21 protein-coding genes are annotated in these 16,631 nt (G+C 46.7%); 7 read left to right on the top strand and 14 right to left on the bottom strand.

The window, feature by feature from the left end:
• Positions 1-2 precede the first annotated feature (2 nt).
• Entirely contained in the window at positions 3-794 is a 792-nt protein-coding gene (locus HF864_RS02860; RefSeq protein WP_169461606.1) for a tyrosine-protein phosphatase, read from the top strand.
• A 59-nt stretch (positions 795-853) separates the two neighbouring features.
• Positions 854-1,078 carry a hypothetical protein gene (locus tag HF864_RS02855; protein ID WP_006500827.1) on the top strand — a complete coding sequence of 75 codons (225 nt, stop codon included), beginning with the start codon at positions 854-856 and terminating at the stop codon, positions 1,076-1,078.
• A gap of 144 nt (positions 1,079-1,222) precedes the next feature.
• On the opposite strand, the gene HF864_RS02850 is transcribed toward HF864_RS02855, so the two are convergent.
• Together HF864_RS02850 and HF864_RS02845 are read right to left on the bottom strand one after the other, a co-directional pair.
• Positions 1,223-1,549, bottom strand: a complete 327-nt coding sequence (locus HF864_RS02850; RefSeq protein ID WP_169461605.1) for a hypothetical protein — start codon at positions 1,547-1,549, stop codon at positions 1,223-1,225.
• A gap of 17 nt (positions 1,550-1,566) precedes the next feature.
• Positions 1,567-2,646: a hypothetical protein gene (locus tag HF864_RS02845; protein ID WP_169461604.1), complete on the bottom strand. Its 1,080-nt coding sequence runs from the start codon at positions 2,644-2,646 to the stop codon at positions 1,567-1,569.
• A 105-nt stretch (positions 2,647-2,751) separates the two neighbouring features.
• Here HF864_RS02845 and greA point away from each other — a divergent pair, with 105 nt between their 5' ends.
• Positions 2,752-3,261, top strand: coding sequence for a transcription elongation factor GreA (greA, locus tag HF864_RS02840; RefSeq protein ID WP_169461603.1), 510 nt, complete (start codon positions 2,752-2,754; stop codon positions 3,259-3,261).
• Positions 3,262-3,592: 331 nt separating this feature from the next.
• Here the strand turns inward: greA and HF864_RS02835 are convergent, their stop codons facing one another.
• From HF864_RS02835 to HF864_RS02810, 6 genes are all read right to left on the bottom strand, one after another.
• Positions 3,593-4,102, bottom strand: coding sequence for an O-acetyl-ADP-ribose deacetylase (locus HF864_RS02835; protein WP_169461602.1), 510 nt, complete (start codon positions 4,100-4,102; stop codon positions 3,593-3,595).
• A 9-nt stretch (positions 4,103-4,111) separates the two neighbouring features.
• Positions 4,112-6,013 (bottom strand): M13 family metallopeptidase, encoded by a 1,902-nt coding sequence (locus tag HF864_RS02830; protein ID WP_169461601.1) that lies wholly within the window; start codon positions 6,011-6,013, stop codon positions 4,112-4,114.
• A gap of 80 nt (positions 6,014-6,093) precedes the next feature.
• Complete coding sequence (locus HF864_RS02825) at positions 6,094-6,390, bottom strand: hypothetical protein (protein WP_169461600.1); 297 nt, start codon at positions 6,388-6,390, stop codon at positions 6,094-6,096.
• 1 nt (position 6,391) lies between these two features.
• Positions 6,392-7,654, bottom strand: a complete 1,263-nt coding sequence (locus HF864_RS02820; RefSeq protein WP_169461599.1) for a VWA-like domain-containing protein — start codon at positions 7,652-7,654, stop codon at positions 6,392-6,394.
• Positions 7,655-8,815 carry an ATP-binding protein gene (locus tag HF864_RS02815; RefSeq protein WP_169461598.1) on the bottom strand — a complete coding sequence of 387 codons (1,161 nt, stop codon included), beginning with the start codon at positions 8,813-8,815 and terminating at the stop codon, positions 7,655-7,657.
• Position 8,816: 1 nt separating this feature from the next.
• On the bottom strand, positions 8,817-9,452 hold the full coding sequence (locus tag HF864_RS02810) for a DNA-3-methyladenine glycosylase (protein WP_169461597.1): 636 nt from the start codon (positions 9,450-9,452) through the stop codon (positions 8,817-8,819).
• A 64-nt stretch (positions 9,453-9,516) separates the two neighbouring features.
• Here HF864_RS02810 and HF864_RS02805 point away from each other — a divergent pair, with 64 nt between their 5' ends.
• Complete coding sequence (locus HF864_RS02805; protein WP_169461596.1) at positions 9,517-9,885, top strand: DUF488 family protein; 369 nt, start codon at positions 9,517-9,519, stop codon at positions 9,883-9,885.
• Between the two features lie 68 nt (positions 9,886-9,953).
• Here HF864_RS02805 and HF864_RS02800 read toward each other — a convergent pair whose 3' ends face one another.
• Complete coding sequence (locus tag HF864_RS02800; RefSeq protein WP_169461595.1) at positions 9,954-10,280, bottom strand: hypothetical protein; 327 nt, start codon at positions 10,278-10,280, stop codon at positions 9,954-9,956.
• A gap of 10 nt (positions 10,281-10,290) precedes the next feature.
• Positions 10,291-10,695, bottom strand: a complete 405-nt coding sequence (locus HF864_RS02795) for a DUF6508 domain-containing protein (protein WP_169461594.1) — start codon at positions 10,693-10,695, stop codon at positions 10,291-10,293.
• A gap of 98 nt (positions 10,696-10,793) precedes the next feature.
• Here HF864_RS02795 and HF864_RS02790 point away from each other — a divergent pair, with 98 nt between their 5' ends.
• Positions 10,794-11,459: an NAD(P)H-hydrate epimerase gene (locus HF864_RS02790; protein ID WP_169461593.1), complete on the top strand. Its 666-nt coding sequence runs from the start codon at positions 10,794-10,796 to the stop codon at positions 11,457-11,459.
• A gap of 48 nt (positions 11,460-11,507) precedes the next feature.
• On the opposite strand, the gene efp is transcribed toward HF864_RS02790, so the two are convergent.
• Both efp and HF864_RS02780 read right to left on the bottom strand, forming a co-directional pair.
• Positions 11,508-12,065, bottom strand: coding sequence for an elongation factor P (efp, locus tag HF864_RS02785; protein ID WP_169461592.1), 558 nt, complete (start codon positions 12,063-12,065; stop codon positions 11,508-11,510).
• Positions 12,066-12,264: 199 nt separating this feature from the next.
• Positions 12,265-12,888, bottom strand: a complete 624-nt coding sequence (locus tag HF864_RS02780; protein WP_169461591.1) for an LVIS_2131 family protein — start codon at positions 12,886-12,888, stop codon at positions 12,265-12,267.
• 261 nt (positions 12,889-13,149) lie between these two features.
• Between HF864_RS02780 and HF864_RS02775 the strand changes: the two genes are divergently transcribed.
• Positions 13,150-13,683, top strand: coding sequence for a DUF308 domain-containing protein (locus HF864_RS02775; protein WP_205882267.1), 534 nt, complete (start codon positions 13,150-13,152; stop codon positions 13,681-13,683).
• Positions 13,684-13,778: 95 nt separating this feature from the next.
• The gene (locus tag HF864_RS02770) at positions 13,779-13,970 is read left to right on the top strand and encodes an LBP_cg2779 family protein (protein WP_169461590.1); all 192 of its coding nucleotides are present in this window, start codon (positions 13,779-13,781) and stop codon (positions 13,968-13,970) included.
• 90 nt (positions 13,971-14,060) lie between these two features.
• Here the strand turns inward: HF864_RS02770 and HF864_RS02765 are convergent, their stop codons facing one another.
• Positions 14,061-15,008 (bottom strand): LacI family DNA-binding transcriptional regulator, encoded by a 948-nt coding sequence (locus tag HF864_RS02765; RefSeq protein ID WP_169461589.1) that lies wholly within the window; start codon positions 15,006-15,008, stop codon positions 14,061-14,063.
• A 145-nt stretch (positions 15,009-15,153) separates the two neighbouring features.
• Positions 15,154-16,611 carry a sucrose phosphorylase gene (gtfA, locus tag HF864_RS02760; RefSeq protein ID WP_169461588.1) on the bottom strand — a complete coding sequence of 486 codons (1,458 nt, stop codon included), beginning with the start codon at positions 16,609-16,611 and terminating at the stop codon, positions 15,154-15,156.
• Positions 16,612-16,631 lie beyond the last annotated feature (20 nt).

The following is a 16,631-nucleotide window of genomic DNA, read 5'->3' as shown; positions in this document are numbered from 1 at the left end:
TTATGTCAACGCCAACCCGTCAGCTGCCAATCAATGACGGCTACAACTATCGCGATCTCGGCGGTTATCAGACTATCGACGGTCATACCGTCAAATGGCGTCGTCTACTGCGTTCTGGCAGTCTGCATCACTTAACCAGCCAAGACCTGCAGTATTTATCTGATCTAAAAGTAGCCAAAGATATTGATCTACGCTCGCCACGAGAAACCAAAAAAGAGCCTGACCAAGTTCCAGACGTTGCCGAATATATCGCTAACCCTATTTTTTCAACCGACGAAACCAGAGCTTCACAGCCAATCTCATCTTTTAGCGATGAATTGAATGCTGATCCGACACGTGGCCGCCAGCACATGCGCACTGTCTATCATGAAATGGTCGCTGAACCTGGTCCACAACAGGCCTACCGCGAATTTTTCCAACAGCTGCTAAGCGCACCGGCTGATCGCCCCGTCCTGTTTCACTGTACTGCCGGCAAGGATCGGACCGGTATTGGCGCCTACCTGCTGTTAAACGCCTTAGAAGTGCAGCCTGATGTCATCATCAAAGACTACCTGCTGACCAATGAGCTCGTTAAAGACGTTCAGCAAGACATCAAGCAGAAACTGACTGCTAGTCATTTTTCGTCAAACTACATCCAAAATTCGCTTGATATGGCCAGTGTTAAGCGTGAATACCTACAGACGGCCCAGGATGCCATCCAAAAAATCAGCGGCTCCGTTGCCCAGTATCTTAAAGAAGTCATGCAGCTTTCTGACTCTGATCTGCAGGTATTGCGTCATAAGTACCGCGACTAATGGTATAATAAACCAAAAGCAAGCGTTTTCTGGAATCTAACGCTGATGGAGGTGTCAATATGGAGACAAGAATCTTCTTTAATCCCGGCGACTCGATTGCCAATATTCATGACTACAATGAAGCCGTACGCAAGGGACAGATTTTTAAAAAAGAGCGCAAAATCGATGACCTGGTAATCGCCAAAGGTCCTGATGATGAGGAATATGCCATCTTTTATGCCAAGGACGCCTTACCAGCTGACCACGCCAAAGCTCAGCCCTATGACGTCAAAGAACATCTCTAGACAAATAAAAACGCCGAGTCAGCAAGCTGATTCGACGTTTTTTATTGCATAAGCAATCAAGATTAATAATGAGCGATCCAACTGCTTAGCAAGATCCCTCGTCATTAGTTAAGGTCATGTCAAGCCATTGTTGACTGCTGCAGCTTAGCGGCCACCAACGATCTGAGCTGCCTGCTGTTCCAAACGCAGTACCAATTCATCAGCATCGGTCTTGAAGTCTTCGATAAAACTGTCACGAATTGGCGCAGCCATCCCAAGCCTTTCACCCATGACGTCGGTCACCACTAGATTTTCGCCTGCCCAGGCAACATCGTCATAATGACCCTCTAAGGCCTCATCCATAAACTCCTGCAAGGTATCGCGCACGGCATCCTTAATGACGTCATCCATTTCCAGATGCTGACCATGAACCTGGTACTGCGCAATCTTCATTGCAACTTCTTCCATGTTTTCTGGAATCTGAATACTCATAAAAAATCCCCCTTGGCTTAATGCTTGCGACGACTCTTTTGACGCCGATTTCGAAATGAAATGCCGACTGGTGGGTGTTTTTTGCTGTTTGCGTTCTTAACGGTTGAGGCTTGCGGTGCCATTTTCTTTTCAGCCACCCGCTTGGCCATCTCATTGTTTTGTTCACGCGCATCGTAATCACGCCATGGATGCATGATCGTCCCTACAAAGCTGGTCAAAAGCGTTCGGTGCGTAGCCATCCACCTCTGGGCATTTTCATAATTGCTGGTGTCAACGCCTTCTGCCTGGGCTAAAGACATTACCAGCTGCGTCAAACGATCCTTACGATTCAGCGAGGCCAGGGCTTCTTGGGCCGGCTGCATATGCAAAAGCGTTCGTTTAGCCAATTGATACTGATCATCGTCAAGATCGTTTTGCTGATGCAGATAGGCAAAAAAGGCATCAAACAAGGCTACGATTCTAATGATTTGATATGGTTTGATATGTGGATCAAGCGGCATCGTCATTCCCAAGACCTGCTGCAAGGCATCAAAGGTCCATGTATCAGGCCATTGATGTGCTTCTTGATTCATCAAGGTCAAAAACTCATCAATCAGATACTGCTCATCGGTCTCATCCAATCCCTCAACATTTTTAAGCAGATTCGACTCAGGCGCCACGGCAACCATTGTTTTTTGCCAGGCCAGATAGCTTTCTGGCGTCCATTTCTGTGGCGTCTTTGCTGCTGGTTTGGTATCCGACTTATCAGCAGCTGCTTTCCAATTGGCCTGCATAGTCTTGCGATGCTCGTCCATGGTTTGCGCTAGTTCTTTTTCTTGATCAGTTTTTAAAAACTTCTGGTAGGCTTTTAAAACCGGGATTGTCGAAATCACCTGGCGATATGATGCCTGACCATCCTGGTACAGTTCATGATCCAAAACAGCTGCCAGCGCTGCACTCGTCCAATGGCAGTCGTCGAGCTGGTGACGATCTGCCATCAGTTGATTGACCTGCTGCAAAATACTTTGTGCATGCTCCTGTTGATTTTTTGACAACCGATCAAACGCCGCGTCGACTAAGAATGCTTGTACGTGGGCCTGATTCTGTTGATAATCCATCAAAAATTTCACTCCTGTTGCTTCAACTTGAATTTCATTAACTATCATAACATAATTACTTAGTACACACGTTCGCTTACAGCTTATAAAATTGGAGGAAATCAAATGCCATCCAAAAAAATCAAGGTACCAGACTTCTACTATCAAGAAATGACAGCTGCTGGCTACCGCCAAATTGAAGATCAAATTGAAACCCTTAAAAAGCAGCGCCCCGAAAAAATTGCTCGTCTCAAGGCCGCTCGGGCACTGGGCGATCTTTCTGAAAATACTGAGTACAGTACTGCTAAACGGGAGCTGCGGCACCTAGAAAGCCGACTGCGCTATCTAAACAAGCAGCTGACTTATGCTAAGGTCATCACGCCTAAAGATACGGGTAAAGTCGGCATGGGATCCACGGTTGAGCTGCAGTATGACGATGATGATGAGACCGAGACCTATACGCTGGTTGGCCGCCAAGAAGCCGATATCTTAAAAGGTAAGCTGGCTTTTGACTCACCACTTGGCAAGGCAATCACTGGTCTGGGTGTCGATGATTTTGCAATGGTTACGGCACCTCAAGGAGAATACCGAGTTAAGATTGTTTCCGTTAAAGTTAACCCCGATGAAGTCAATTAAGTCAAATCCGTATCAGCAGGAATGCCATAAAATTTCTTTGGCTGGCTTAAGGCTTGATTGAGCGGCTTAATCTGAAATAGTCAGTTGATCAATCGGAAACTTGCGGCTTGCGAACTGATTTTGATCTCGTTATACTAAATGACGTTGCAGGTTAGTGGCACAAGATATTGTGGGTTATCCACAGATATCCCCACTTATCCACAACATCTTGTGGATAAGTGGGGAACTGAATCTGAATCGTCCGCTCAGGTTCAGTCACTTTAACCTACACCATACTGATTTCTACTCTGTTTCAAAAAGACCCCTGGCTTGTCCAACCAGGGGTCTTCTTTCATATTGACAATGCTTTTTGATAGGCGGCCTCAGTTTTAGGGTCAAAAGCCACCATGATGACTTCTTGAACCCATCGACTGGCTGCCATAAATTCACGAATCGTTTTAATCGCGATGGCTGCCGCCTGCTCAACGGGAAACGCATAGACACCCGTACTGATCGATGGAAAAGCAACCGTTCGACAGTGATAGTGCTCAGCTAATTTCAGACTATTGCAATATGAAGCAGCCAGTAGTTCGGGCTCGCCATTTTGTCCGCCACGCCAGATTGGTCCTGGCGTATGAATGATATATTTAGCTGGCAGCTGAAAGCCTGGTGTGATCCGCGCCTCACCAGTCGGACAGCCATGAAACTGCTCACAGGCTGCATAAAGTGCCGGACCAGCAGCACGATGAATGGCTCCATCAACACCACCACCGCCCATCAGCGTTGTATTGGCGGCATTGACGATGGCATCAACTTGATACGTGGTAATATCGCCTTGCTCAACTTGAATTGATTTGGCCATGCATCTCACCTACCAGATGTTGACGCGTTTTTCGGGTGCCAGATACATACCATCGCCCGCCTGGACGTTAAATGCCTGGTAGAACTCGTCTTGATTTTGCGCCTGCACGTTGGCCCGCAGCTTGTTTGGTGAATGCACGTCAATTGAAAGCAGCAGCTGCATGTACTGATCGGTTGCCTTCATCCGCCAAATCCGGGCCCAATTAATAAAGAAGCGCTGGGCGTCAAAGTCTTTTTCTTCTTTGGCTGCTGCCAGAGCACAGCTTAACCCACCAGCATCAGCAATGTTTTCCGAAACCGTCAGCTTACCGTTCACCTTTTGTCCTGCAAATGGCAAGCCATCAAACTCAGCAATCATCTTTTGAGCCAATTGCTTAAAATGATCCAGATCTGCCTTGGTCCACCAATTATTAAGATTGCCGTACTCATCAAACAGCGCCCCGTTGTTGTCAAAGGCATGCGAGATTTCATGAGCAATTACCGCACCGATCCCACCATAATTTTCACTGCTGGTCTGTTTAAGGCTGTAGAATGGTGCCTGCAAAATTGCCGCAGGAAACACGATGATGTTTTTAAATGGGTGATAGTAGGCATTGACCGTAGCCGCGCTCATTTCCCAACGCAGGCGATCAACTGGCTGATTCCAGCGACCAAACATCTCCTTGGTCGCTGTCTTGCCCAATTGAATCATGTTTTCCAACAGCGTAGCGTGAGCATCAACTTTTAATTGATCATAAAGCGCTGGAATCTGGTCGGGATAACCAACTTGAATTCCCAGCTTGTCTAATTTAAGGATTGCTTTGGTCCGGGTTTTTTCACTCAGCCAGTCGTTCTTGGCCAACCGCTGCTGATAGATCTTGACCATCTGCTCAACCATATGGTGTACGTCAGCCTTGGCTTGCGGCCCAAAATAAGTTTTACCGTAATAGTCGCCAACGACCTGATCAAACGTGCCACGTGCCAGACGATAGGCAAACTTGCGCTGATCAGCTGGCTGCTTGGCACCAGAAAGCGCCCGACTATAGCGGCCATTGATTTCACGCAGCTTATCAGTCAATAATCCAGCCATGGAGCGAATTGCATTAACCAACAGCCAGCTCTTGAACCATTCAAAATGGCCAGCCAAAATCTGATCCAGTGCTTCCAGATACTTAGGCTCCGTTACGATAACCTTGTCTGGTTCGGCCCCCACCAATTCCTCAACCACGGCGGCCAGATCCAACTGACTGGTATGACCTGCAAATTCTGCCAGCGGCTGTGGATTGTACATCTTGCTGTAGTCAGCCGATTCTTCTGCACTCTTGACGTGTGGAACCAGTAAGGCATCAAATCGCTTGGTTTCTTCAATCAGTTTTTGAGCTGCTTTTTCTTCATAGCCCAGCTTATCCAAAAGCGTCGTCATCATTGATGTCCAAAGCTGCATCAATTGTGGACCCTGAGGATTTTTCGGATCATAATAATTCTTTTCCGGCAGGATCAAACTTGGTGCTCCGGCAAACAAGGCATAGACGCGTGCATTCTTCATATCGGCATCAATATCAAATACCACTGGTGAAGCTGTTCCATTAAGCAGCAGCTCGGCCCAGTGTTCTTGATAGTCGGCATAGCTTTGCAGACTTTCAAGCGGCTGCAGGGCCTTTTTTAATGGGGCCGTGCCTTCTTGCTCACGACGCTTAAAATCCTTAGCTAAGCCATACAGCTTGATCATCTCATTAAAGCGGGGATCCTGACTGCTCTTTTGTTTGTTTAAAAACGCATCAAAATCATCCATCAGCGTTTTATCAATATCATCAACCAGACTGTTAAAGCCACCGGTTGCTGGTCGATCAGCCGGTATCTGGGCTGTTTGTAGCCATTCGCCGTTGACGGCCTCATAAAGGTCTTCTTTGGCCTTTGCCATATCAATCGTCATCTAATCACTCCATCCATATTCTTAATGCAGACATCATAACAATTTTTTGGTTCCACGTGAAACCAAATTATCAGCTGATTTTATTCAAATGGTGCCAGCAGCGTATTGCGGGCCGCTGGTGAGAACCATTCTGCATGCAGGGCCAAAAGATCCTTAACCTGGCCATAGTCATCCAGCTGCCAGCTTCCCTTGATCATCCCTGCCTTTTGCAGAGCACGCGCCATTTCGATATCAGCTACCTGCAGCATTTCGCGAAACAGGCCGCCCTCATTTGGATCCCAGTCATCATGGAGCAATGCCGCGGCATGCTGAAACGTCTGATCATGTTTCATAGCTGCCAGCATATAGCTTGGCGGCAGCAATGGATATTCGTTCATTTTAATTTCCCCCAATCTTAACGGAACGCATCTGTGGACTCTTGACCGACAACTCGCTTTCCGTACTCAACAGCCATAAAACATTACGATAGCCATGAACATTGAGCTCGCTTTCACCCCAGCCATCGGTCAAAATTACGATCGTTGCCTGTTGACGATCGATATGATTTTGCTGCAGCCAGTCAAAGATTGCTTGAAAGCAGGTTCCACCGCCACCGGTTCGGCGATAAGATGCGCTTTTGCCGGGTAAAAGACGCATAACGCCCTCATCATGCACCTTGGCATCAAAAGGTACGATTTCTACTTGTAAGTTCAATTGAGCTGCCAAATACTGCAGCTGCGTCAAAACGTTGGCTACCTCTTGATCACTCATTGATCCGGAATTATCAACAAATGCATAGATATCAGCATTTAAACGATCAATCTGACCTGGCAGTTCCATTCTGAGCGGTTGCCGTCGATTAAAACGGGCTCTGGTATCCTGCTTACCGCTTGGAATTTTGCCCAACAGCCGAATCAAAAGCTGCCGCCAGTTCAATGGCTCCGGATGCGTTAAGCGCTCCAATTCGGCTTGAATCTCGCCTGGCAGCAGGCCACGGTTCTTTTGGCTGAGACTTTCCCAGGCCTTAGTAAGCAATGACTTCAAGCGTGCTTTTTGCAGATCGGGATTATCAACCGACTGATCCGTCTGCCATCCTTGATGACTGGCCGCGGCTTTTTGAGCCTTGCCAGCCTTTTTTTCATTACGCTGATGCTCATTTTCATCATCATCTTCAAGCTTGCCCCAGGCTTTTTCAATTCGCCCTTTTTCAGCTGGTGTCAAATGCGTCAAGACGCGTAAATAATACCTGGAGTCTCGATGTGCTGCCAGAGGTCGCTGCAGCAGCTTTTCCAAATCGGCCAAAGTCATGGTTCCTTGTGGCGGCGTCTTTAGATACTGATTAACGGCAATATCCGTTGCCAGCGCTACTTTTCTTGGATGCGTACTGCTAACGTAGCGCAATGGATGCTGCCAGATGGCATGGAGCACCTCATGCTGCAATCTGACATTTAATTGATTCGTAGACAGTTCACTGAGCTGTTGATCGTTATATTCCAAGACCAGCTGATTGTCCTGCCAAGCCAGACCAACTGGCGCATCCAGATCCTGATTCTTAGTGCGGGGCATCTCTAACAGCACCTCGCCACTCAAGCGCTGCGTTGTCAGCAGATGAACAACGGCCTTGGTCAGTCGTTGCTTAGCGGCTTCATTTAAATCAGTCATTTAATCACCAGCTTCAACGGTAATTTTCTCCAACAGACGATACAGCTGTTCAGCATCGCCGCCTGGGTTTTCATTAGCTGCCTGATAAAGTTCCTTAATCTGATCAACTGCTGCCTCTTGCTCACCGAGTTCTTGAACCACGGCAAAGCGACCGTCCGGACTGAGCGCGTACAGACAGTTCTTAAATTGAGCCGGATATTGAGTGATTGGATACTTGGTCAGTTCTTTGGTCCACTGTCTGACCGCCGTCAAACGATCGACTTCAGCAACAAACTGCAGCTGCGTTGAATGATCGATCAAATCGGCGACTGAAAGCTGCTGACCTTTTTGAGCAACAAATTTAGCAAAAGCTGCACCAACCTCGGACCCCAGATCACCACTAAACAGATCCGCCGCCAACGTCTCCTGAACGTTCTCAGCTAACTGCTCCAGTTGTTTTAGGTTGCCAGAAACCCGTGCCCAGGATCGCGGTGTTGGATAAAGGTCTTTTTCATGATCAGCTGGTGCCAAAAGATTTGGGTGCAGGCGAATATATTTAGCTACCAGTTCATGAATCCGAGGCTGACCATCTGGTTGAATCTGCCGGGCCCATTTAAGCCAGTCATCAACAGCCGCCTTCATGACCAATCGCACGGTTCGGTCACGAATGGCGGCATCTCCAGCCGTAACGCCATAATCGCTGTCAGCAAAGTTTTCCATCGTACTGTCGGGATTTTCGGCAATGACGATATGAACCTGATCTGGCAGTTTCAGCGAGTTGACCTGCCGCTGTAATACTAAATTCATTAGTTCGCTTTGAACTGCTTGCGTACCACGATTGAACTCATCTAAAAACCAGATGATTGGCTGATCTGGATGAGCCTCAGCCTGCTTGACGATTGCTACCAGCGTCTCTGAATAACCAAACTGAACATTGGCCAGCGTACCGTAATGCTGCGTAGCTACAAACGATCGATCGGTCAACGGTGGCACTGGAATCGCCAAATCTCCTTTTTCTGACAGGCTGACGACCGTAGTATAAAGCTTGGCATTCATTTCATCAGCGATCTCTTCAACCAGTGCTGACTTGCCAATCCCCGCTTCACCGACGATACTGGGAACATTGCCAGCCTTGATTACCAATGGGACGGCAATTTTCATTTGTTGATAGCTAAGTGACATTTCAATTCCTCCAACCATGCGTTAAATCATCTGCATCACGTCGCTTCATCTTGGAAACGTATGGATTACCGGCCACGATAAAGCGATAGGGCTTTAGGGCATCCTTACCCTTGGCATTGACGCCGATCCGTGGGCCAGCTTCGATTTTTTGAGGTACATGACGCTCTGCTTTTAAGTCAACCTTTAGCTTAGCTCTTTCCATTGGCTGACCATCCATTGAGCGCGACTGGATACCCAGTGCCTGCATTAGTTTACCTGGTCCATTGGTCAGATTAAAACCATCCTGGCCACGATTCTTGATCATCTGCTCCACGCCAACTGCCGGCTCGATTGCCCGAATCAAAACTCCTTGTGGTTCTTCTTGATTCTGTACCACGATATCGATGCAGTAATGAGAGCGAATCTGATAAATATAAAGATCCCCTGGCATGCCATACAGCGACTCTGAATAATCAGTTCGACGACCGCCAAAAGCATGCGAGGCTGAGTCCTGTTCACCTACATAAGCTTCGGTTTCAACGATCCAACCGCCAACATCGCCTTGAGGGCCATGAAAGATCAGCAGTCGTCCTAAGAGATCTTTAGCTATTTGTGGCGTTGGGCGTCCCGTAAAAAACTTTTGATATTCTGAAAGCATGCGACACCATCCCTAAAAAGTGTTTTAATTGACGTAGAATCCATCTTACTTGAGGTGAACGATATTGAATGAACTAAAGCTTGAACGCATCTATGACAAACCCGCTGATCTGGACGGCTGGCGCATCCTGATCGATCGTCGCTGGCCCCGCGGCATCTCCAAAGCAAACGCTCATTTAAACGACTGGGCCAAAGATTCAGCCCCCAGTGAAGGGCTGCGTAAATGGTTTGGCCATGATCCCGAAAAGTTCGGTGAGTTTAAAGAACGCTATTTAAAAGAGCTGGCTGACAACCCCGCCTTTTTAAAGCTGCTGGAAGACGTTAAAGCCCATCTACAGTCTGACAATGTGATTCTGCTTTACGGCGCCAAAGACCGCGAGCATAATCAAGGCGTTGTTTTAACCGAACTAATCAAGCAGATGCTAAATCTATAACCATTTTAACGCGGTTGATTCAATTTGTTCAAAAAGGCGCAATCGTTGTCCTAACGACTGCGCCTTTTTTATGACTGCTGATCCAAAATCTGCAGTCCTTTATTAATGGTTGTCTCATCAGCATCGACAGAAAGAAATCTCCCCAACGGTACTTCACTGTGACGATCTTTGAATGCCATCGGCTCGCTTTTGACAATCATAACCATTAACCCATTTTCCGTCATCATCAGTTGACCGACATGCCGAAATTTTCCCTTGGTATGTTTTCCCGTTCGCCAGGTATGCAGTCTGATCTGACCACTAGCATCATAGTGCAGCTGATAGCCGCCATTACCATTATCTTCAACGGGCAGCCCAGTGTAGCGGCTGACGGGATACTGATCCTTTTTGCTCATTGCAGTTCCCCTATTCTTTGTTAACCGGCTGGGACTTGGTCAACTCAGCCAAGCGCTTGGTCAGATTATACATCTCACCAGACTGCAGCGCCTGGGCCCAGGTTCCTTCCTCAACCTCTTCCCAGTCAACAATCAAAGAGACCATTGCGCCAATTAGTCTGACATCATTTGACTCTAAGACTTGGGCAACGGTTTTTTCATTGACGCGCGGCTTGATACGAGCAGCGCGCAGCGTCTTGCGATAATGCGGATCATATTCGGCACTGGCGCGGAATCGACGTGTAAATTCCAGCATCGGTTTATCATACAGCGGGTAGCCCACACGTACGATGCCATCTTCTGGATCGCTGATGGTCCAGCCGATTTTACGATCAATCATGCTCTTGAAATATGGCAGGTATGCATTTAAATCCATTAGGCTCACCTCATTTATCTAAGTATGTTTAGTGTACGCTTTTAGGTTGAGCCAATAAAGTGGTACGCTAAAAGAAACCGGATTTTGGAGATGATTTTATGGAAAAACCAATCGTCACTGCAGCCCAGATGAAACGCTGCGATACCTACACCATCAAACAAATTGGTATTCCTTCGCTGGTCTTGATGGAACGCGCTGCCTTAGCCGTTCGTGATGAGATTCTCAATGCCTTGCCGATCTATCTGAAACATGTCGTCGTCGTGGCCGGCAGCGGCAACAATGGCGGCGATGGCTTGGCAGTTGCACGCATGCTAAAAATTGCCGGGGCCAACGTAACGATTCTAAACGTGGGCAATCCTGACCATGCCTCAAAAGAACATCAGGTGCAAGACCACATCTGCCAATACTATCGCATTCCAGAGGCTAACGATCCAAGCGTCTTAAACGATGCAACCTTGATCGTTGACGCGATTTTTGGGATTGGCATTGATCGGCCGGTTGCAGGACATTATGTCGATGTCATCAACGCCATCAACAATTCAAAAGCTGCCAAAGTCGCCGTGGACATGCCATCAGGGATCAATACCGATACCGGTGAGATCATGGGTACTGCCGTCAAGGCCGATCTAACCGTTACGTTTGCCTTTAACAAGCTGGGGCTGACTAAAAATGAGGGTCAGCAATATGCCGGTCGCGTAATCATTGCCGATGATATGGGAACCTATTGGATTGACGAGCATGAATCCCACTCTGATCAAAAATAGCTAAATAAAAAACGATTCGCACTTTGACGAATCGTTTTTTAATCTTAGTTAGGCCCGTGACTTGTAGCTGCCGTCCATCGTGTTGACAACGATTTGGTCGCCGTTCTTGATGAAGGCTGGCACGTTGACAACCAGACCAGTGCTCATCGTAGCAGGCTTGCCACCGCCATCGATCGTAGCCCCCTTGATCATTGGTTCCGTATGTTCAACCGTCAGAACGACCGTCGTTGGCAATTCAATACCAACCAGTTCGCTGCCAACGAAGTCCATTTGCACTTGCATGTTTTCAACCAAGTACTTCTTTTCTTCAGTCAGCTGTTCATCACTGATTTCGTATTGTTCGTAGGTTTCCATGTCCATGAAGACCGCCGTGTTGCCTTCATCGTACAGGTATTGAGCGTTCTTTTTGTCGACGTTGACTTGTTCAACCTTTTCGGAAGGACGCATCGTCGTGTGCACAATGGAGCCAGTCCGAACGTCTTGGATGTCCATTTGCATCAACGTGTTACCCTTGCCTGGCTTGTGGTGGTTGATTTGCAAAACTTTCAACAGCTTACCGCCACGTTCAAAAACCATGCCTTTTTTCAAATCAATCGTTTGAATCATTGTACTAAGTACTCCTTTTATTAATTACTGAACTTAACCCACGCTTACCGTGAGCTTTTGATCGTTCAAATCTTTGCGATCGAGGCGTCGTTCATCGCCTTTTATCGTGTGCTCGCCATTGCACTGTCGCAATTTTAGCATCCACCTTTTACTATATCATGTAATCAGTTGATTTGCCTTGACAAACCCACTTATTTATTTACTTTTTTTGATCAACCATATTGGCAGCCGGAATTCTGATCAGAGTATGCGTATCAGCCAGCTTGCCGCAACGAACGCCCATCCCGTTTAAGATCGTATCGCGATATTTGATCGTCATTACGGCAACAAAAGCATGACCCGTCTTTGAGTCATAGGCCTTTAGCTTTTTCATGTTCCATGGATAGCCGGCTGCCTGTCCGGTAACCAGTCGATCACTGTCAACGATCGTGGTTCCCCGCGCATCAGTCGTCATCTTGGCATTATCCGTCCAGTAGGTGTAGGAAACGATCGGCCGCGTACCGCCCTGGGCATGCTTGGCAATCACGTAGTAGTAATCATTGTCTTGACTGTTCAGCTGTAGCGCCTCATATTCAGTCGTTATCTTAACGGCTTGAGTATCGTCATAGGAAACGCGCCGGAAAAACGATAAATATGCCATGCCGCCTAACCAGCCAATTGCCAAAACAACCAGTACCACGTAGCGTACAAACAGCTTCTTGTCAAAACGTCGCTTCGTCTTGGCAATCAGCATGAGTTGCTTGACGCGGATATAGTGAGTAACCCAGACCATAAAAACAATGGCTGCAATCCAAAGCAGCCAGCCCAACCAGTTCCAATTCATAATTTCTTGCTCCTATAATGACCGTATTGAATGCGTCAGACAACATTGAATTCTATACATAAATTGTAACACATTGCAGCAATTGTTCCTTATTTCTCATGCCGTTATTAATAAAATAAGTTACAATAGAAGTATAAATAAAAACGCTTTCACCCATAAAAGTGGTGATGTGGCTAGTGTAGTTAACATTTGATTAGTTATTGTCTCTTTATATTTTTGCAATTATCCATGTTGTGTTTGCATTCCACATCTAAGGGGGTAATGATTATGGAAATGGACGGATACAAAAAGCGTTTCGACTGGGCCAGTCTGATCCTGGGCATCGTTTTGGTAGCACTAGGCTGCGTTTCATTCATGCACCCAGACAAGTCGTTACATCTGCTTTGTCTTTTGGTCGGCATTGGGTTGCTGTTAAAGGGAATCTATGAGCTCTGGGCACGCAGCAAAATGCAGGAATGGATTGGCTATCGCTCCGGTTGGCTGCTTGGTACTGGTATCTTAGACATTGTTTTAGGGATTGTCTTTTTGGTATATCAAAACTTCGGCACTACCGTCATCGCCGTAGTCTTCGCACTCTGGTTCATCATCGGATCTGCCAATGAGCTGACGATTGCTGGCTTCTTCCGTCAGCTAAGCGTCGGCTATTACTGGCTGTTATTCATTCTTGATATTCTGGGATTGATTATCGGCGTCATTTTGCTCTTCTCACCAATGCTTTCGGCTATTACCATGGTCTGGCTGATTTCGTTTTACTTAGTCGTGATTGGGATCGTAAAGATTATTCAAGCCTTCTAGCATATACGGTCAGAAAAGTTTACAATAAATATTGTAATATCGTACGTATGCAGCCATCGTCATTTTGAAGATGACCAGGAAGGGAGAAAGTTTTAATGAGCGAACCAGTCAACAGTCTAGCAGCAGAAATCATTGAATTTGAACGGATCCACGAAATGACCGACAACCAGGTCGCATTTGGCAGTCAAATGTCGGTTGAACGCGTTCATGACATCAAATCTCAAAGCGATAACGCTACGGATGAAGAATCCAGTCTTTTGCGGCGCTTCATGCAGGCTAAGCACTAATAAAAAACGCGTCTTAGACAGGCGCGTTTTTTATTTATATATAACCTTAAACGGCCAAAATAAGCCCATTATGATCAATCCGCAGTCCTGCTAGATCTCTGGATAATGAAAATCAACCATCAATAGCTGGGGATTTAATCTGGCAGCCGGATTCTTAATACGCTTCATCAGCGTATCAATCAAAAGCTCCGACAATGCGGCGGTTGGCTGCTGAACCGTTGGCAGTTCCGGTGACAACTCACGAATCATTTTTGAGCCGTCATATCCCGTAACATGGAAATTCTTGTTAATTTGCTTGCCGGCTCTGACAGCCAAGTGGATAATCTTTATGGCATCAACGTCATTGGTTGCCACCACGCCATCATATTTCCCAGGAAAAGTTGCCTGAAGATCCGTCTTTTTGGCATCCAATGGTACATATTCAATTCGATGCGCAGCAAAACAGTCGACAGCTCCCTGAACCCGGTTCAACGTTGGTGAAACCGAAGTATCTTCATCAATCAGAACTGCAGGATGCTTGACGTTTTTGGAAATCAGATATTCTGCTGCCATCTGACCGCCACGATAGCTGTCAGCTGATACGATCGGAATATTGTCGGCCAGGTAACGGTCAAACGATACAATTGGTGCCTTAATGCGCTGATACTCCTCGATTCCCAAATTATGAGAACCTGATATAATGCCATCAACCTGATTGGCCATCAGCATTGCCAGATAGTCATGCTCAATATCCGGATTCTGTGCTGATGAGGCAATGATCGTCTTGTAACCCTTGGCAAACAGGCGATACTCCAGATCATTTACCAGCTCTGCATAAAACGGATTGATAATGTTAGGGAAGATCAAGCCGATAAACTTGGATGGCTTGCCCTGCATCGCACGTGCCAGTGCATTGGGCTGATAGTTCAGCTCACGCATGGCCTCGTGGACCTTATTAATGGTTTTCTCGCTCAATGATCCATAATTATTGATAACGCGAGAAACCGTCGTGACTGAGACGCCAGCTAATTTAGCGACGTCTTTTAGTTTAGCTACCATATCTCTGACCTCGTTGAAATGATTGTCCTACTATTATAGACCAATCTGCAGCAATTCGTTAGTTCTTTAAATAAAAAATCGCATCAGCTTAAAGCTGATGCGATTTTTGTGAACTATTCTGCAGGTTGACTGAAACAGACCTTTATTAGTTTTGTTCCATAACCGTTTCGCCGTTAGCCATAATCTTAAACGTCTTATTGGCTGCATCGGCTTCCAGAACAGCAACATTTTGGCCATCCTTGTCCTTACGAGTAATCGTGATCGTCGTTTCGGTTGGCGTTTGAATGTCAATCGAGCCATCCAGATCAAAGGCAGCAAATTCGTTACGCCAGCTCAGCATCTTCAGCAGGTTGGCAACGACTGGACGTTGAACTTCCTTGGCCACTTCTTCTTTAGTGTAGTAGTGACGGTTGATGTTCCGACCTTCTTTAGTCTTTTCCAACAGTTCCAAGTCATTGGAGCCAGCCAGCAGACCAACGTAGTAAACCATTGGGATACCGGGGGCGAATACTTGGAAGGCACGTGCCAGCAGGTATGCACGGTCGTCATCGCCCAATGCGGAGTAGTACGTTGAGTTGATCTGGTAGATGTCCAGGTTGTTGTAGGCAGCTGATGAGTACTTACGCTTAACGTTGGCACCCACCTTGTACAATTCGTTAGAAGCGTAGTCAATTTCTTCATCAGTCAGAATATCGCGTGCATCAACGACACCAATCCCATCGTGCGTGTCAAGCGTCGTAAACTGCTTCATTGGACTCATCTTCAGCCACTTAGCCAGACGGTTGGTCTTGCCGGAGTACAGAGTGTACAGCGTCGTCATTGGCAGTGCAAAGTCATATACAAAGTAGCCGTGCTGCGAGATCTTTTCAGGAATCGTGTAGTGTTCGTGGATTTCTGGCAGAATTTCAGCGTTGTATGGTGCCAGAATCTCACGCACTTCATTCAGCAGATCCCAGATTTCTGGTTCAACAAAGAAGTCGTTGGTACCAATCTTCTTAACAGCGTAAGCAAAGGCATCCAGACGAATCAGGTCGGCACCGTGCTTAACCATGTCAGTCAGCGTTTGCTTGAAGAATTTTTGGGCAACCTTGCTCTTAACGTTGATGTCGATTTGTTCTTCACCAAACGTGTTCCACAGATGCTCAACGGAACCATCATCAAACTTGATCTCTTGCATTGGGGCCTTGTCCTTACGCTTGTAGATCAAGTCAACGTCTTCTTTGGTTGGACGGTCAGGACCAGCAGCTGCCCAGAACTTTTCCCAACGAATAAAGAAGTCGTTATACTTGGAGTCGTCATGATTCTTCTTGAAGTCTTGGTACATAACCGACTTCTTGGAAATGTGGTTGATCATGAAGTCAAACATCAAGTAGTATTCTTCACCCAATGCTTCAACATCGGCCCAGTTACCAAAGGCAGGGTCAACAACCGTGTAGTCGTATGGTGCAAAACCACGGTCACCGGTTGATGGGAAGAAAGGCAGCAGGTGAACACCGCCAATTGCATCGCCGATGTATTCGTTTAAGACTTCGTGCGTTTCCTTGATGTTCTTAGCCAGTGAGTCAGAGTAGGTGATCAGCATGGCTTTGTTTTTGATTGGCATGTTTAATCCTCCAAAAATGT

This window comes from Lactobacillus sp. MRS-253-APC-2B (assembly GCF_012843675.1).
GTDB classification, from domain to species: Bacteria; Bacillota; Bacilli; order Lactobacillales; family Lactobacillaceae; genus Limosilactobacillus; species Limosilactobacillus pulli.
Note: the sequence above shows the minus strand (reverse complement) of the source record. Positions and strands in the feature narration are given on the sequence as shown.

Excerpts from the sequence above, each read along its gene's own strand:
- HF864_RS02795 (WP_169461594.1), bottom strand. The coding sequence starts at position 10,695 with ATGGATTTAAATGCATACCTGCCATATTTCAAGAGCATGATTGATCGT.
- HF864_RS02850 (WP_169461605.1), bottom strand. The coding sequence starts at position 1,549 with ATGAGTATTCAGATTCCAGAAAACATGGAAGAAGTTGCAATGAAGATT.
- HF864_RS02790 (WP_169461593.1), top strand. The coding sequence starts at position 10,794 with ATGGAAAAACCAATCGTCACTGCAGCCCAGATGAAACGCTGCGATACC.
- HF864_RS02830 (WP_169461601.1), bottom strand. The coding sequence starts at position 6,013 with ATGACGATTGATATGGCAAAGGCCAAAGAAGACCTTTATGAGGCCGTC.
- HF864_RS02845 (WP_169461604.1), bottom strand. The coding sequence starts at position 2,646 with ATGGATTATCAACAGAATCAGGCCCACGTACAAGCATTCTTAGTCGAC.
- gtfA (WP_169461588.1), bottom strand. The coding sequence starts at position 16,611 with ATGCCAATCAAAAACAAAGCCATGCTGATCACCTACTCTGACTCACTG.
- HF864_RS02815 (WP_169461598.1), bottom strand. The coding sequence starts at position 8,815 with ATGTCACTTAGCTATCAACAAATGAAAATTGCCGTCCCATTGGTAATC.
- HF864_RS02825 (WP_169461600.1), bottom strand. The coding sequence starts at position 6,390 with ATGAACGAATATCCATTGCTGCCGCCAAGCTATATGCTGGCAGCTATG.
- HF864_RS02765 (WP_169461589.1), bottom strand. The coding sequence starts at position 15,008 with ATGGTAGCTAAACTAAAAGACGTCGCTAAATTAGCTGGCGTCTCAGTC.
- HF864_RS02800 (WP_169461595.1), bottom strand. The coding sequence starts at position 10,280 with ATGAGCAAAAAGGATCAGTATCCCGTCAGCCGCTACACTGGGCTGCCC.
- HF864_RS02820 (WP_169461599.1), bottom strand. The coding sequence starts at position 7,654 with ATGACTGATTTAAATGAAGCCGCTAAGCAACGACTGACCAAGGCCGTT.
- greA (WP_169461603.1), top strand. The coding sequence starts at position 2,752 with ATGCCATCCAAAAAAATCAAGGTACCAGACTTCTACTATCAAGAAATG.
- HF864_RS02860 (WP_169461606.1), top strand. The coding sequence starts at position 3 with ATGTCAACGCCAACCCGTCAGCTGCCAATCAATGACGGCTACAACTAT.
- HF864_RS02855 (WP_006500827.1), top strand. The coding sequence starts at position 854 with ATGGAGACAAGAATCTTCTTTAATCCCGGCGACTCGATTGCCAATATT.
- HF864_RS02835 (WP_169461602.1), bottom strand. The coding sequence starts at position 4,102 with ATGGCCAAATCAATTCAAGTTGAGCAAGGCGATATTACCACGTATCAA.
- efp (WP_169461592.1), bottom strand. The coding sequence starts at position 12,065 with ATGATTCAAACGATTGATTTGAAAAAAGGCATGGTTTTTGAACGTGGC.
- HF864_RS02810 (WP_169461597.1), bottom strand. The coding sequence starts at position 9,452 with ATGCTTTCAGAATATCAAAAGTTTTTTACGGGACGCCCAACGCCACAA.
- HF864_RS02770 (WP_169461590.1), top strand. The coding sequence starts at position 13,779 with ATGAGCGAACCAGTCAACAGTCTAGCAGCAGAAATCATTGAATTTGAA.
- HF864_RS02780 (WP_169461591.1), bottom strand. The coding sequence starts at position 12,888 with ATGAATTGGAACTGGTTGGGCTGGCTGCTTTGGATTGCAGCCATTGTT.
- HF864_RS02775 (WP_205882267.1), top strand. The coding sequence starts at position 13,150 with ATGATTATGGAAATGGACGGATACAAAAAGCGTTTCGACTGGGCCAGT.